Source organism: Rosistilla carotiformis (assembly GCF_007753095.1).
Classification (GTDB): Bacteria; Planctomycetota; Planctomycetia; order Pirellulales; family Pirellulaceae; genus Rosistilla; species Rosistilla carotiformis.
The window spans coordinates 1,106,714-1,122,469 of sequence record NZ_CP036348.1 but is presented as its reverse complement, the minus strand read 5'-3'; the positions used below and the strand labels follow the sequence as shown (position 1 = coordinate 1,122,469).

At 58.3% G+C, this 15,756-nt stretch carries 12 protein-coding genes; 8 read left to right on the top strand and 4 right to left on the bottom strand.

The features are described from left to right. Positions 1 to 166: 166 nt before the first annotated feature. The 3 genes from Poly24_RS04055 to dgt all read left to right on the top strand — a co-directional run bounded on the left by Poly24_RS04055 (position 167) and on the right by dgt (position 2,983). The gene (locus Poly24_RS04055; RefSeq protein WP_145090828.1) at positions 167 to 1,087 is read left to right on the top strand and encodes a DUF1559 domain-containing protein; all 921 of its coding nucleotides are present in this window, start codon (positions 167 to 169) and stop codon (positions 1,085 to 1,087) included. A 147-nt stretch (positions 1,088 to 1,234) separates the two neighbouring features. Continuing rightward, positions 1,235 to 1,558, top strand: coding sequence for a carboxypeptidase-like regulatory domain-containing protein (locus Poly24_RS04050; RefSeq protein ID WP_145090825.1), 324 nt, complete (start codon positions 1,235 to 1,237; stop codon positions 1,556 to 1,558). A 156-nt stretch (positions 1,559 to 1,714) separates the two neighbouring features. Further along, positions 1,715 to 2,983 (top strand): dGTP triphosphohydrolase, encoded by a 1,269-nt coding sequence (gene dgt, locus Poly24_RS04045; protein ID WP_145090822.1) that lies wholly within the window; start codon positions 1,715 to 1,717, stop codon positions 2,981 to 2,983. Between the two features lie 111 nt (positions 2,984 to 3,094). Here dgt and Poly24_RS04040 read toward each other — a convergent pair whose 3' ends face one another. Then, entirely contained in the window at positions 3,095 to 4,369 is a 1,275-nt protein-coding gene (locus tag Poly24_RS04040; protein WP_197452309.1) for an MFS transporter, read from the bottom strand. Positions 4,370 to 4,675: 306 nt separating this feature from the next. On the opposite strand from Poly24_RS04040, the gene Poly24_RS04035 reads away from it, so the two are divergent. After that, the gene (locus Poly24_RS04035) at positions 4,676 to 5,581 is read left to right on the top strand and encodes a hypothetical protein (RefSeq protein ID WP_145090819.1); all 906 of its coding nucleotides are present in this window, start codon (positions 4,676 to 4,678) and stop codon (positions 5,579 to 5,581) included. A gap of 392 nt (positions 5,582 to 5,973) precedes the next feature. On the opposite strand, the gene Poly24_RS04030 is transcribed toward Poly24_RS04035, so the two are convergent. From Poly24_RS04030 to Poly24_RS04020, 3 genes are all read right to left on the bottom strand, one after another. Continuing rightward, positions 5,974 to 8,916: a PVC-type heme-binding CxxCH protein gene (locus tag Poly24_RS04030; protein ID WP_197452308.1), complete on the bottom strand. Its 2,943-nt coding sequence runs from the start codon at positions 8,914 to 8,916 to the stop codon at positions 5,974 to 5,976. Between the two features lie 83 nt (positions 8,917 to 8,999). Further along, the gene (locus Poly24_RS04025) at positions 9,000 to 9,722 is read right to left on the bottom strand and encodes a site-2 protease family protein (protein ID WP_231753461.1); all 723 of its coding nucleotides are present in this window, start codon (positions 9,720 to 9,722) and stop codon (positions 9,000 to 9,002) included. A gap of 272 nt (positions 9,723 to 9,994) precedes the next feature. After that, the gene (locus tag Poly24_RS04020; protein ID WP_145090810.1) at positions 9,995 to 10,816 is read right to left on the bottom strand and encodes an SDR family NAD(P)-dependent oxidoreductase; all 822 of its coding nucleotides are present in this window, start codon (positions 10,814 to 10,816) and stop codon (positions 9,995 to 9,997) included. 333 nt (positions 10,817 to 11,149) lie between these two features. On the opposite strand from Poly24_RS04020, the gene pyk reads away from it, so the two are divergent. The 4 genes from pyk to trmD all read left to right on the top strand — a co-directional run bounded on the left by pyk (position 11,150) and on the right by trmD (position 15,753). Then, complete coding sequence (pyk, locus tag Poly24_RS04015) at positions 11,150 to 12,763, top strand: pyruvate kinase (protein ID WP_231753460.1); 1,614 nt, start codon at positions 11,150 to 11,152, stop codon at positions 12,761 to 12,763. 311 nt (positions 12,764 to 13,074) lie between these two features. Next, positions 13,075 to 14,547 (top strand): signal recognition particle protein, encoded by a 1,473-nt coding sequence (ffh, locus tag Poly24_RS04010; protein WP_145090808.1) that lies wholly within the window; start codon positions 13,075 to 13,077, stop codon positions 14,545 to 14,547. A gap of 134 nt (positions 14,548 to 14,681) precedes the next feature. Then, the gene (gene rpsP, locus Poly24_RS04005) at positions 14,682 to 15,068 is read left to right on the top strand and encodes a 30S ribosomal protein S16 (protein WP_231753459.1); all 387 of its coding nucleotides are present in this window, start codon (positions 14,682 to 14,684) and stop codon (positions 15,066 to 15,068) included. Between the two features lies 1 nt (position 15,069). After that, positions 15,070 to 15,753: a tRNA (guanosine(37)-N1)-methyltransferase TrmD gene (trmD, locus tag Poly24_RS04000; RefSeq protein ID WP_145090805.1), complete on the top strand. Its 684-nt coding sequence runs from the start codon at positions 15,070 to 15,072 to the stop codon at positions 15,751 to 15,753. Positions 15,754 to 15,756: the final 3 nt, after the last annotated feature.

Here is a 15,756-nt window from a genome sequence, read left to right as displayed (position 1 = left end):
CTTCAGTGCTCTGGGATGTACGCATTTCTAATGCGGCACAAATTCTTTGCAATGCGACTTCTGTCGAATGAGTTGCGCTCAGAGGGGAGGATACGGCGAATGCGTTTCCCCCAAAAAAATCAACTCACCCGTTTTTTTCGTTTCTATTTAGTATTAGGGATTCCTGATGAAAGCAAAAAAAGAGAGTGGCTTCACGTTGGTGGAGCTCCTGGTTGTAATCGCGATTATTGGCATCTTGGTTGGGCTATTGTTACCAGCGGTTCAGGCGGCTCGCGAAGCGGCGCGGCGCATGAGCTGCAGCAACAACATGAAGCAGATTGGACTTTCGCTTCACAATTACCACGACACCTACCGGAAGCTGCCGCCAGGTATCGTGACAAGCAATCAACTAGCTTGGGGAACGATGATTCTGCCGTTCATGGAACAAGGCCCCTTGTTCGATTCGCTTTCCACAGCGGGTGCGTTCGATCAGCCGTGGGAGGACATTCTGGAAGTCACGACAAACGGCGTCGGAAACAACCCACCGCTCGCGCAATCTCCCGTAAGTGCCTTCCTTTGTCCTTCGGACCCAGGCGGGGACCTGAATAGGAAGCTGGGCGGAACCGGCGGAATCTACTTCGCAAAATCCAACTATGTCGGCGTCTACTCGGCGTATTACAACGGTTCCGATCCTGTCGCGACCAATGGGGCGGGCGGTTCCGACAGAGCGTCGATTTTCACCGACAACTCGGCGACACAATTCCGCGACATCATCGATGGTTTAAGCAACACGATCATGGTGGCAGAGCGATGCACGATCGGCGGACCCGCGGGCTCGTTATGGATCGGCTATCAGAACGACTTCGGCGGCAGCATTTCCGGCAGCATATCGCAATTCCAGGTTCGGATGCGAATGGAGCGTTCGTCGAACGACACGGATTACGTCATCAATGGCTCAAGCGCTTACAACCCAAGCAGCTTGCATCCAGGTGGCGCTCAATTCATCCGCGGCGACGCCAGCGTCACTTTCATGTCGGAGTCCATTCCGCTGCGTCTCCAAGCCGCGCTCGGAACGATGGACGGGGGCGAAGTGATCGGCCCGTACTAGTTGCACTCCGACTTAATTCCATCATTTGGCTACTTATCCATGAACGTCATAGACTTATCAGCAGCTCGCATATCGACCTTCGTTTTCATCGCCCTTGCCTGCGTTACCCTGGGTTGTGGCGGTAGCGGGGGACCACGATTGGCCGCGGTGTCCGGCACGGTCACCTTTGATGGCGAACCATTGCCCAATGCACTCGTTTCGTTTTATCACGAGGACGACCGTCCATCCCACGGCAAGACCGATGCCAGCGGACTTTACGAACTCACCTACATGGCCGATCGCCCCGGTGCGATCGTCGGTAAGAACGTTGTCCGCATCACGGTCGCTACGGTGGAAGGCGAAGGCGTTGCACCTCAAAAAGAGCTGATTCCGGCGATGTACAACGTGGACTCCGAACTGACCGTCGACGTTCAACCGGGTTCGAACGCGGACGTCGACTTTGACCTAAAAAAATCGGGCGGACCGGGGTAATCGAGACCTGCACCGTTCAGAATCTGTGCCTATAGAAAAACGCCTCGATCGGATCGGGGCGTTTTTTTTGGTGTGTACGGTTCCGATCAGGGGCAAGTCAGGTTTTCTGGTACAACAGCGAGCGAACCTGTCCTTTCCTTCAATCGCGACCCTACGATGGCCAACACATTTTACAACGCGTTCGATATCGAACCTCTCTCGGGTGCCGGCGGACAGCGGCCCGACGACTACCGCACGCCCTTTCAGATCGACCGAGACCGGATCCTGTATACCTCCGCATTCCGCAGATTGCAGAGCAAAACGCAGGTTTTCCTGTCGGGCGAATACGACTTTTACCGCACGCGTTTGACGCATTCTTTGGAAGTCGCGCAGATCGGCCGTTCAATCTGCGGTCGACTCAAAGCGACGAACGACTCGATGGGCGACGATCACTTTATCGATCCCGATCTGGTCGAGGCCGCCTGTCTGTCGCACGATATCGGCCATCCCCCCTTCGGTCACGCCGGCGAGCGTGTGTTGCACGATCTGATGCGCGACCATGGAGGATTCGAAGGGAACGCACAAACACTGCGTCTGTTGACCGAGACGATCTATGGCACACGCGGCATGAATCCATCGCGAGGATTCTTGGACGCAACGCTTAAATACAAAACACTCCTCGCGGAGACGCCGCACGCCGACAATCACTTCGTCTACGATTCTCAGCAACGTTTCCTGGCGTTCGCGTTTGGCAACGACAGGTTCTTATCTCAACTGGCCCCCGGCCAGGAACGCAACGGTTTCAAATCGGTCGAATGCCAGATCATGGACTGGGCCGACGACACCGCCTATTCGTTGAACGATATCGTCGACGGCAACAACGCGGGCTTCATCAATCTGGAACAACTGGAACGTTGGGCGGAAACCAATGACATCACCGACCAGGACGGACAACACATAAAGGATCTCTGCAGTGCAATCCGTCGGCGGCGACTGGAACCTTTAATGGGACGCAAAGTCGGCGACTTCATTGCTGCGGCTGACATCGTCGCCGCCACCGACAACTTCATGTCCGCCCATACCGCGCGATACCGGTACGACGTGACCGTCGCTCCGGAAGCGGCGGCCGAGTCGCGGCTGTACAAACGCATCGCGTTGGATCTTGTATTCCGCGCGCCTCAGTTGCAACAACTGGACCACAAAGCGGCCCGCGTCCTCGGCGAACTGTATAAAATATTTGCCGACAACTACCTCGGCGGTCGCAAGCGTCCGCTACGTCTGCTGCCCCCCGAAACCGAAATGGCACTGCGAGAGGCCGACGGCGACCAGCGGACCGCGGCGCGAATCCTCTGCGACACGCTGGCGCAAATGACCGACCGCTTCGCCGTCCGCACCTACCGCCGACTGATCGATCCCGAATTCGGAAGCATTGTCGACCTGATTTAGCACTGCTGCGCCGGCCAATTGTCAGCCCTCTGAAATCACTTCGCTACGCAGCGATCGTGCGTCAACCGAGCACTCACGAACTGGCGTCGATCGACAACAGAAATATCCACTTCAAATCAAACCACGGACGATCCGCGAGAAGGCGATCGATGCGATCAGCCCGATCGTGGCGGCGACTGCGAGGGATGCGAAGAAGTATTGGTGGCCAAGTTCCCCCGGCCAACGATCCAACAGGATGCCCATCCAAGGTCCCATGAAGACGTCGGGCGTGAAGCCGATGACCGAGACGATGCCGACCGCGCAGCCCGTGTCGCCAAACGGCACGCGGCCTTCTTCCATCATGGCAAAGTAGAGCCCTCGCAACGCGAAAACGCAGGCGCTGGTGCTGACCATCGTGGCAAAGAAGAACATCGACATACCCGGCGGGAAAGCTCCGACGGCCAACATGCCGCTGCCGATTCCGAATCCCAGCAGGCTCAAGATCGTCAGTCGGGCGACGCCAAAGCGATCGGCTAGCAGGCCCGCGGCGACTGCTGCCACGGGACGCATCCACATCGAAAGCGTGCCGACCTGAGCCGCTTGCACTTCGTCGAACTCCAGCACCTCGTGCGCGTAGAGCGAGATATTGTCGAGGCCCTTGTAGCCGACGTAGGCACTGACGACAACGATCGCTTGCAACCACACCGTCGGCATCTTTAGTACGCGGCGGACCGCACCCAGCGGGCGTTTGAGTTCGATTGGATCCGACGGTTCTCCCTGCCGCGGCAATGCGAACCAGACCAGCGCCGCAGCGGCCAGCGTGATCCCTGTGAACAGGTAGACGACTTGTTGGAAGGCGTGGGTTCGTTGAGCCGCGGATGCCGTTTGGACATCTTCGGGCATCAACAGCGCGAACAACGCGACGGCTCCGCTGCCGATCGCCGCAGCGACGAGGCCACGTCCTCCGTCGAGGAATCCGAAGGCGCGGCCGGGGAGCATCGCGCCGCCCCAGGCTCGCGTCGCTCGAATCAACGGTGCCCAAAACAGCAGGATCGTGGTGGCACCCCAGAAACCGTAAAGTAGTTTGAGGCCGCCGAGCGAAGGGATCGATGCTAGCAGCAAGCCGCCAGCGGCGGTCGCTAGCAGCGCCACAGCCATCAGCTTCCGCGCCGAGAACAGGTCTGCCAGCGGGCCGCCGGGGAAATAGGCGATCATCGCCACGACGCCGTACAGCGAAAACGCGATCCCCAGTTCGAGGTTCGTCAGCTGAAAGACTTCCAGCAGAGTCGGCCTAAAGACCCGAGGCAGCACAAACGGCAAAAAGAAGACAGCTTCCCCAGCCACGATAAGCGTGAACATCGCGATCGCACGGGCGATGGGGGGCGGTGGTTGGTCGGGCTTGGTCACACGCGGTTCCGGTTCAGACAAAAACTGAAGGACTGAAAAACTGTCCTGCGGGGGTGAGCCCCTATCGCGAGACAAGCATCCGCGTGCTGGATGGCTGAAGAACGTCGCCGCCGACTGGCGGGACTCTCGCAAACAGATCGCATGATAGCACGTTTGCGGTTCGGATTGTACGCGCGGCCGTTGGCGTTGGGCGATCGATCGAGCCGAGATTTGCTAGCCTTGTCTTTCGATTGGCATTGCCGAAAGATAACGATGCGATTTACAAGCGATGTTCGCTCGCACAGGAATGCCGATTGGAGGATGACGATGATTGCTCGAAACCCACTGACACTACTCGCAACCACGCTGCTGCTGCTGCAAGGCGTTGCGGTCGGGCAATACGCTCAAGACGCTTGGGGTTCGCGCAACGCGGCTCCCGCCGCGCAAGCCAATCCGTCCAGCGCGATTCGTCCAATCGATGCGCCGAGCATCGTCGATCGGTATCGCCCGCGCGGTTTTCAGTCCAATCCGCAGCCCGCCGCGCCGGTGAATGTCGCCAGTGCGCAGATGGGCCAATACCCGGCGCAGCAGTATCCTTTGCAACCGAGCCCGATCCAGCAGACCGCCTACCAAGTGCCTGGCGATCAACAGCAGCTCGCGCAACCAGCACTCCCAGGTGGTCAATACCAAGTGCCAGCGAACCCATTTAACAACCAACAGAATCTGTCGGTTCAGGGGCAACCACCGCAGACCTTTCAGAATCCGCAGCAGCCGATCGCTCCAAGTATCGCTCCGCCGCCAACCTTAGCGCAACCGCAATACGGGCAGACGCAGCCGACTTACCCGCAGACGTTGTATCCTCAACCGCAGCAGCAATATCCGCTGCCACAGCAACAGGTCTCGGGGCAGCCGTTTGCTTCGATGGGAACCAGCTCAGCCATTTCGCCAGCATCGACTTGGACCGCTGGCGGGGCCTGGGATTGCGGAAACGTCGCACAGACAAGTGCCGTCTCGCCACAGGTTTACGTGCCGCCGAACACCTACACGCCACCGGTCATCACACCCGATCTGGCTCCCAACGCCTACGCACCCAACAACGCCGGCTATCGTCCGTTGGTCGCCTTGGGATCGCCCTATCCCAACGTCCAAGTCGGTCGCGGAATCATCGGCCAGCCGACCGTTTACGTCCCGAACCAACCGATTCGTAACTTCTTCCGCTACCTGTCGCCCTGATCGCGACTGGCGCAGCCTGCACCCGCCTAGCGGAGCTGGGAGGGTCGAAAAACAAGCGTTTAGCGAGTTTTTCGGGGAGGGCTTACCAGCAACCATCGACCGGCCGGGATTGGACTCAAGAACTCCCCTCCCCGAACATCGCTTCGCTCGTTCGACCCTCCCCCGCAAACTGCGTTTGGGGGAGGGTGAAGTGCTGCCGGCGACGTCCAACTTCACCCGCCCGGCGGAGCTGGGAGGGTCGAAAAACAAGCGTTTAGCGAGTTTTTTGGGGAGGGCTTACCAGCAACCATCGACCGGCCGGGATTTGACTCAAGAACTCCCCTCCCCGAACATCGCTCCGCTCGTTCGACCCTCCCCCGCAAACTGCGTTTGGGGAGGGTGAAGTGTTCCGGTCACTGCACTGGAGTGAAGTCGGACTGGAAGTAGGCCGAGAGGTCGATGATCTGTTGGTGCGTCAAGTCGTCCAACAGTCCTTCGGGCATCAGCGAAACTCCGGTCGCCGTGATCTCTTCGATATCGTCTTTGGCGAGCGTGATCTTTTCTTTTGGCGTCTGCAGGACCACGCGTTGGCCATCCTGCGATTCGATCACGCCGGCCAATACGCGTCCGTCGATCGTTTCGATCGTGCTCATCTTGTAAGCCATCGGGACCAATGTGTTCGGCGAGATCACGTTTTCCAAGAAGTATTCGACGCTCTTGCGTTGACCGCCGGTAAGATCCGGACCGATCGTGCCTCCTTCGTTTAGCAGCTTATGACAGGTCGCACACTTCTGCACAAAGACCTGCTTGCCCGCGTGCAGGTCCGCCCCCGCGATCGCGTCTTCGGTCAGCATCCGCTTCATCTGGTCGATCTGGCGGTTGCGTGTCGCGTCGGTCGCGGTGACCGTGCCGTAGATCTTGCGGAGCTGATCTTGGACGGCTTTGTCTTTCAGGCGACTCAATTGTCCAACGGCGAATGTCGTCAGGACCGTTTCGGGAACCTGCTTGTTTTCGATCGCACTCAACAGTCGTTTGGCGTAGCTGTTCCGCGTGACCATCGCATCGATCAATGCGGTCTGTTGGTCGGCGGGCAGGTTGCCAAAGTCGGCGATCAGCTCCGCGGCGGTGTCGGGAAGTTCGACGTTGCCCAGGGCGCGAAGGGCTTGCGTGCGCAGCGACCGCAGTTTCAGTCCCTGCTGGACGACGGCGGCGGTGTCAGCGTCGGAATACTGGACCAACAAGTCGAAGGCGTTTTGAGCGTCTTCCGCTTCGCCAGTCAGCGCGGCGGCCAGTTGCTTCCGGGCCGATGCGTCGCCAAAGATGAGCGCCAGCTCATAGCCCAGTCGATTACTTTGAATCGATCCATCCAGCAAGCTGTCACGCGCTTCGGACCAAGCTTGCGGGGCGTCGATAGAACGTCCTCGCAGCGCTTCCAGCAGTCCCGAGATCAGCGATTCTCTGGAAGCCGGTGGGCACTGGGCCGATGCAGCGACGGTCAGAACGAGATCGTGCGCATCGATCGCTGCCAGTTTTTGCGAGATGCAGTGGGCCAAAATCGGTGGTTCGAAGGCTGCGTATTGTTGGCTCAGCGACTGGATCGCCGCGGGATCCTGCTGCAACGTTTCGGCGTTGAATCGCGGTTCGATCGCATACCACATCAACTGCAGCAACCGCTTGCGGAGCTTTTCGTCGGCGATGTTCGCAACGAGTTCGGGAGTGATGTTTTCGATCGAGGCATCGTCGCGACGGATCGCGGCGGCAACTTGTTCTTGCAGCAGCAAGCCGGCGGATTGGTTGGCGGTTTGGATCCTTCCCGCGGCGATCGAAGCATCTTCGCTCGCCAGTCGCGTCGCCCAGGCTTGCAAGTTGATGTCGCCGCGGGCCGCCTCTTGCAGGATCGATCGATCGGCAAGGCCGCAGGCGGCGGTCAGCCACAGCATCCGCAACTTGAGCCGCGAATTTTCGAGGGGCACATCGCGATAGGCTTGGACGATTTTCGATGCCAGTTGTTTGTTGTCGGGCTGCGTGGCAACGCGATGTTGCAGCACGCGCCGGGCGGTCTGCATGAACCAGGCGTTTTCATGGTTCTGCAGTTCCAGCAATTGATCGTCCGGCAGAGCGTTCAGGTCGCCCGACCATTGCCGCGGCGTGCCGTAAGCGATCTTGAAGATCCGCCCGGTCTCGACGTGGATGTCGACGAAGTCGTGGCACTCGCCGGTGTCGTTCCAGTCGAGGACGTAAACGGTTCCGTCGGGGCCGTATTTCATCTCGACGCCGCGGAAGAAGGGATCGACCGACTGCATGAAGTCGGCGTCGTGACTGGCGACGTAACCATCGGGCGATGCGATCAGCCGGTCGCAGTTCATTCGCCGACCGTGGATGTTGATCGTGTACAGTTTGTCTCGGTACTTCTCCGGCCAGTTGTCCCCTTGGTAGATCATCGCGCCGCAATGGGCGTGTCCGCCGCCGGCGTCGTCATGTTTGCCACCGATCGAAACGTTCCAATAGCCGCCGGCCCAGTGGATGTGGTCGGCGCAGGAATCCATCAACGTGAAGGTGTTCGGATTCAGGTCGTTGCCAAACATTCGTTTGAAGCGGGCGCCGGGAATCGCATGGAAGACGTGCTCGATCACACAGTTGGTGAAGAAGGCTTGGCCGACTGAATTCCAGTCGATGCCCCACGGATTGGTGCTCCCTGCGCAGTAGGGTTCGAAGACTTTTTCAGTCGGATGGAATCGCCAGACTCCACATGTCATCGGTACCGGTGGTTGGTCCGGTTTAGAAGGGTTGGTGACTTGGCTGACATCGAGGATGCCATGCATGCCGTACAGCCAGCCATCGGGTCCCCAATGCAAGCCGTTGAAAACGTTGTGCTTCATCTTCAGCGAGAAGCCCGACAGCAGCGTTTCCGCAGGGCCATCGGGAATGTCGTCGCCGTCGGCATCGGGAATGAAGATCAGGTCGGGCGAGCTGCACAGATAGACTCCGCCAAATCCGACTTCGATGCCCGAAAGATTGCGACCGTTGTCCAAGAAGACGGTTCGCCGATCGTGGCGTCCGTCGCCGTCGGTGTCTTCAAAAATCAGGACACGATCTTTGCCCTCGTCGACGCCGATGTCCTGCCAATCGGGATAAGAGGTGCACTCGACGACCCACAGCCGTCCACGCGTGTCGATCGTCATTGCGATCGGTTGCACGACGTCCGGTTCGGCTGCGAAAACCGTGGCACCGAAGCCGTCGGGCAGCTTCATTTCGGCAACAGCTTGTTGGGCGGGCATCGCCGCGGGGGCTGTCTCTTGCCCCGCAGCGATCGCATGGAAACTGAGGATGAATACGAGGGGTAGGAGCCGAGTCAACGTGGTGTTCCTTCGAATGTGCCGCAGCGGGCGGGGGCCGATGTTGGGGAGGTCGGCCATTGTAACTGCGGCATATCCGAAAGTCAGTAACTTGCAATCTTTTGCCCGTTGCGATCCAACAGCACATAAGAACGGCGAGCGGGGCCCGTCGAAGCCTTAGCCGCCTGTGGCCGCGGTTGCGGATCGGACCAACTGTCGTAGGCGTTCTGGGGCTCGGTTGCCATCGCTTCGCGTTGCACCATCGCCAGTTCGGCGCGGGCGGCAAAATAAGCGAAGATCGCAATAAAGATCAGCATCCCGTCGGTGAACAATCCGACCACGCCCATCCCGATCGCAAGCACTTGCCCGACGGACGCCGCGATCTGCGTCGCGCGAACGTAGGGGAAGAACGCGCCAAGGAACGCTCGGAAGACGCGACCACCATCCATCGGGAAGACGGGCAGCATGTTGAAGACGATCAGGGCGATGTTGATGTAGATCATGCTCATCAGGAACGTGCTGGCGATCGATCCGCTGGCCAACAACAGCAGCGGCACCAGCAGAGCGGCGATGACAAGATTCACGGCAGGTCCAGCCAGCGCGATTGCACCTTCGGCCAACGGGCTGCGCGGCATGCGGTCCAGGCGAGCGACACCGCCGATCGGATAGAGCGTGATGTCGCGGGTGCCGACGCCAAACAGACGCGCCATCATGGCATGCCCCAGTTCGTGCAACAGGACACATCCAAAGACCGAGAAGAGGATTGCCAGGCGCATCGCCAGCGATCCATCGGGCATCGCGGTCAAAAGGACAAATAAAGGGAGCAACCAAAACGTCCCGTGGACGTTGATCGGGATGCCAGCAACAGTGCCAAGTTTCCAGTTGAACATATCGGTAACGAGCCTCCTGCGACTCGGGGATTTTTTAATCCGCAGCGTTAATCCGCCGCGACATATTGCTAATTCGCTGGCTGAATGTCGATCTTGGCGTTGCCTGGGCAACCCCTTTGTCAGTTTAGGTCGGTGGCGACAAAACTGGCACATTCAACCACGAATGCACAGCAGATGCATAAATCGCGCCAAACGCGACAGAACCGAGTTCAATCTTTGCTGCGAGTGAACCAGAGCAGGATCCGGTCCCCCAGAGTGGGCAGCAGATGGCCGATCGCGATGATCGGCCGCAGGTAGCCGGGCAGCAGCACATCGGTCGATCGTTTGCGGCAGGCTTTGAGGATCCGGTCGGCCACATAAATAGGATCGAGTCCTTTGACTCGCGCTCCGCCGGCGGGGCGATTCGCACTCTCGGGCAGATCCTCACCGACGCGGTCCTTGTAGCGATACCCCGCGTCGTCGCGGCGGATTGGACCGGGGGAGATGAGGATCACGTTCACCCCCAGGACTCGCGATTCCAATCGCAACTGTTGCGTGATCGCCGCCAATGCGTGCTTCGCCGCAGCGTAGCCACCGAGATATCGCGGCGCGACTTTGGCGGCTAACGATCCGATGTTGACGATCTGTCCGCCCGATTGAGCTAACAGGGGCAAGGCAGCTTGCGAACAATTCAGCGCGGAGAAGACGTTGGCGTTAAACAAGTCGTTGAGCCGGTCTGCGTCGAGGGCCTGGATCAGTCCCCGATCGCTGAGCCCGACGTTGTTGACTAACACATCCAATCGCCCGAACTGTTGCTGGACATCGTCGATCAGGCGATCGACTTGCTGGCGATCAATCACATCGCAGACCATCGCCACGGTCCGCGCGTCGCCAGCGATTTGCGAGGCGGCCGATTCGGTTCGCTCGCGATCTCGCCCGACGATCACCACATCAAAACCGGCGGCCGCAAAGCGTTGGGCGATAGCAAACCCAAGGCCCGTGGAAGCACCGGTGACGAGGGCGACTTGGCGATTCGAAGAGACTGCGTTCATGGAAGGATCGGGAGGATTGGCCGGCCAGCATTGCCGAGCGGTTAGAGTGATATTAACAACGGATAGAAGCGGGCAAGGATGCTAGATGTAAGACACCGGGCGAAGAACTTATCTTGTGTCGGCTCCACGACTCGAAAAATAACGCACACTACAAGTGGCATCTGGTGCCGAAACGGGCGAGTTTCAGCAACCGTGGGGAAAATTAAGCGATTTTCACGTCGCACGACCATTTTTTTGGTCCCCACTAATGGCAGCTGGGTGCCCCAAAACGATCAGGCAGTGTAACCCGCACAACCGCAAGCGGCCATTTTCATCTCGAGCGCAAGCAGACTCATGTCATCAGATCAAGCAATTGGCAACCAAATCGGATACCTTAGCCAAATCACACCATATACCAATGGCAAGCCGATGAAACCGCAAACCTACGTGAACGAAATCGGATACTTTGGCAATCAAGATCCCGAACACGGCTCGAAAGGCAGACGCATGTCCCGACCGACCCCGGATGAACCTTGTACCAAAATTGTGGCGACGATTGGGCCAGCGTGCTCAAGCGTCGACCAGCTGGCCAATCTGATCCAGCACGGCGTCGCTGTGTTCCGGATCAATTCGGCCCACGGCTCTCGGGCTTCGCACCAGGAGACGCTCGACAACGTGCGGAAAGCCTCGCTGCAGGTCGGCTTTCCCGTCGGCGTACTCTACGATCTCGCCGGTCCCAAGATTCGCTTGGGCACCTTGGCGTGTGATCCCTATCACTGCGAAACCGGTTCCCAGGTGACGTTGATCCGCGGTGAAGAATCGAGCGTCGACAGTGAATTAACAAGCAATTACGACAAACTGCTCGACGAACTGCAGGTTGGTGACAGCGTGATGCTGGCCGACGGCAATGTCTCGCTGCAAGTCGCGTCGGTCACCGCCGATCGCGTCGTCTGCGATGTTTTGGCGGGCGGAACGATCCGCAGTCGCCAGGGGATCAATCTGCCTGGGGTGAAGTTGAGCATCTCGGCGATGCGTCGCCAGGATGTCGACAACGCGATCTGGGCCGCTCAAGAAGGGGTCGACTTCATCAGCCTCAGCTTCGTCCGGACCGCTGGCGACGTCGAATCGCTGAAAAACTTGATTAGCACTTACGAATCAAAGGCGATGGTGATCGCCAAGATCGAAAAACGCGAGGCGATGGAAGATCTCGAAGCGATCGTCGAAGCGGCCGACGGCGTGATGGTCGCCCGTGGCGATCTGGGTGTGGAGATCGACGTTGCCGAAACGCCAGTCGCCCAGAAGCGGATCATTCGCGTTTGCCGCGACAAGCTGAAACCCGTGATCGTCGCGACGCAGATGCTCGAATCGATGCACCATTCGCCTCGTCCGACACGAGCCGAAGCAAGCGACGTCGCCAATGCGATCCTCGACGGTGCCGATGCCTGCATGTTGAGCGGCGAGACGGCAATCGGCGAATATTCGGTCGAAGCGGTCGACATGATGTTCCGCATCCAACAACACACCGAACGAGAACTCGTCGGGCCTTCGAAATCGTTGATCAAAACGATCGACCGCGCACATCCGATCACGTCGGCGGTCGCGTACGGAGCCACCCAAATCGCCGATTCGATTCAGGCAAAAATGCTGATCGTCGTCACACGAACCGGCGGGACGGCATGGGTCAAAAGCAAGCAACGCAGCCTGATCCCAACGCTAGGCGTCAGCGATAACGAAGACACTTTGCGACGGATGAGCTTGTTCTGGGGGATCAAACCCCTCCGCGTGAGCCAACTGGACGACACCGAAAAGCTATTTTCAGAAGTCAGTGGTTGGGGCTGCCGCGGCGGACACCTGTCCGCAGGCGACCGTTTAGTTTTTGTCACCGGAACCGGCGTGATGGACAGCGCCCACAATCTGGTAGTCGTTCACAAAGTCACCTCCGAAGAGGCAAAGGCGGCTCAAAAATAGCCCCTTTTGGGTGCAGACCGAACGTCTGAACGCCCCCTGCGTCCGCCCCCCTTGCCTGATCGGTCAAGTCGCGTTGATGCTCGTCACCGAGGAACGAATCACCTCCCGTTGGGGTGATTCTCCGGTGAAGCCGCCGCACCCCCGAAGGGGACTTCTCAACTTCGCAAAGCGGCCGCACGGCTTTCGAACGCCAGTTTAACGTGAAATAGCGGGTGTTTGTCGTCGTATTGACAACACGCCAAGCCTTTACGATCCTAAAGCGTTTCTTATAGAATACGTGGCTTCGTACACCTGACTGGGGATCGTTCTGCATGTTTGAATCGCTGTCCGACGGACTGCAATCCGCCTTCAAGAGCTTGCGTGGTAAAGGCAAGCTCACCGAAGCGAACATGCGCGATGGGCTGAAACTGGTCGAGCAATCGATGCTCGAAGCGGATGTCAGCTATTCGGTTGTCCAGTCATTCATGGAGCATGTGACTGAAAAAGCCGTAGGTCGCCGGGTGTTGATGAGCCTGCGACCAGGCGAAGAATTGGTCAAAATCGTCTACGACGAATTGGTCGATATCTTGGGCCCGGTCGATTCATCGCTGCACCTGAAAGCCGATGGCGTGACGGTCATCATGATGTGCGGCCTGCAGGGTAGCGGTAAAACGACGACTTGCGGAAAGTTGTCGCAACTGCTGAAAGAACAAAACATTAAGCCGTTGCTGGTCGCGGCCGATCTGCAACGCCCCGCGGCGATCGAACAATTGCGAGTGATCGGGCGGCAACTGGATGTCCCTGTCTATGCCGAAGAGGGGGCCAACGATCCGGTCAAAGTATGCCAAGCGGGCGTTAAACAGGCCCAACAGCAGGGGGCACGTGTCGTCATCCTCGATACGGCGGGTCGACTGGCGATCGACAAAGAATTGATGGATCAGTTGGCGCGGATCGATAAACGCGTCAAACCCGACCAAGTTTATCTGGTGGTCGACGGCATGACCGGGCAGGACGCCGTCAACAGTGCCGGTGCCTTCAACGAAGCCCTCGAACTCGATGGCGTTGTGATGACGAAACTCGATGGCGACGCCCGCGGTGGCGCGTTATTGAGTGTAAAGCATGTCACCGGCGTGCCGATTAAGTTCATTGGTACGGGTGAGCATTTTGATGCGTTGGAGCCGTTTCGTCCCGAGGGGATGACCGGCCGAATCCTCCAGATGGGCGACATGGTCGCCGCGGCGCGTGAAGCGCACCGGATCGTTGACGAAAGTCAACGCGAAGAACTTGAAGAGAAGATGAAGTCGGGCGAGATGACGCTCGATGATTTTAAAGGCTTGATGGAAAAGGTCGCCAAGCCGGGGCTGATGGGCAAGATGATGGGCTTGATGCCTGGCATGGGCCAGCTGAAAGACCTGATGAACAGCGAAGAGGCAGCGGGCGGAATCAAGCAGACAATCGGCGCAATCAACAGCATGACGCTGGAAGAACGCCGCAATCCAAAAATCATCGATATCGCCCGCCGCACCCGAATCGCCAAAGGTTCGGGAGTGCAAGCGTCGGCGATCACGCAATTGGTCAAGCAGTTCGAGCAGATGAAGCCGATCATGCAGGCGATGGCTGGTGGCGGGATGGGCGATCGGATGCAGCTGATGCGTCAATTGCAATCCAGTGGCGCGCTCGATGGGTCCAACCCGGGCGGCCTGAAGATGAAAAAATCGACCGGGAAGCGGCTGTCGGCCGCTGAAAGGGCGAAACAGAAAAAACAGCGTGAAAAAGAGTTGCGAAAAATGCGACGTTCAAAGTGATCGCAACGATTAAGCTGTCACTGCGAACCGATTACGCCTAAAAATGCGTTTGAAAATTCAGAGTGATCCTCGCTGACCCGTCAGCCGTTTGATACATAGATACGATTAAAAGACCACTACCTGGAGAAAACCACGTGGCAGTTCGAATCCGAATGAAGAAGATGGGCCGTGCCCACCGACCGTTTTATCGTTTGTGCGCCGTCGACCAACGCACCCCTCGCGATGGCAAAGTGATCGAAGAGCTGGGCTATTACGACACCAGTGTCCCCGAGACCGATGCCCGCGCGATCCTTAAGGGCGAACGCATCAATTATTGGTTGGGCGTTGGAGCCCAAGCGAGCGACAAGTGCCACGTCTTGATCAAGAAGTACGGCGCCGAAGGCACGCACCTGGAAAAGCAACGCGAAGCACTGCAACGCATGCAAGCGGGTCGTCCTGCCGCGGCTCCCAAGCCAGCCAAGCCGAAGGCCGAAGCACCTGCTGCTGAAGCCGCACCTGCGGAAGCAGCCAGCGAAGAATAGAATGCGCTTTGATGTCGTGACCTTGTTCCCGGCGATCTTCGATGGCTATTTGACGCAAAGCTTGTTAAATAAAGCGATCGAAAATCAGCTGGTCGAGATCCAGTGCCATAACCTGCGAGACTGGTCGACCGACGACAAGCATCATAAAATTGATGATCGTCCTTTTGGTGGTGGACCTGGCATGTTGATCCAGGCGCCCCCGGTGGTCGATTGTGTTGAAGAAATCGAAAGCAACGAAGCTCGCCCCGCCCGGCGAATCCTGCTTTCCCCCCAAGGTCGACGCTTTGATCAGCAGTTGGCCGAAGAATTTGCGACCGAACCGCGACTGATGTTGCTGTGCGGACGCTACGAAGGGTTCGATCAACGAGTGATCGATATCCTGGAACCCGAGGAACTGAGCGTTGGTGACTTTGTGCTCAATGGCGGCGAAGTCGCCGCGATGGTTGTCATCGACGCGGTGGTCCGATTGTTGCCAGGTGTGTTAGGAGATGAGTTCAGTAGCTTTGACGATTCGTTCTCACGCGGGAATCGAATGTTGGAGTTCCCGCAATACACTCGACCAAGAGAATTTCGTGGCCACGAAGTGCCCGAGGTTTTGTTGGGTGGAAATCATCAAGAGATCGCCGCTTGGCGGGCAGATCAGATTCAAAAGAGAACAGCCGAACGTCGCAGCGACTTGCTCTGACGA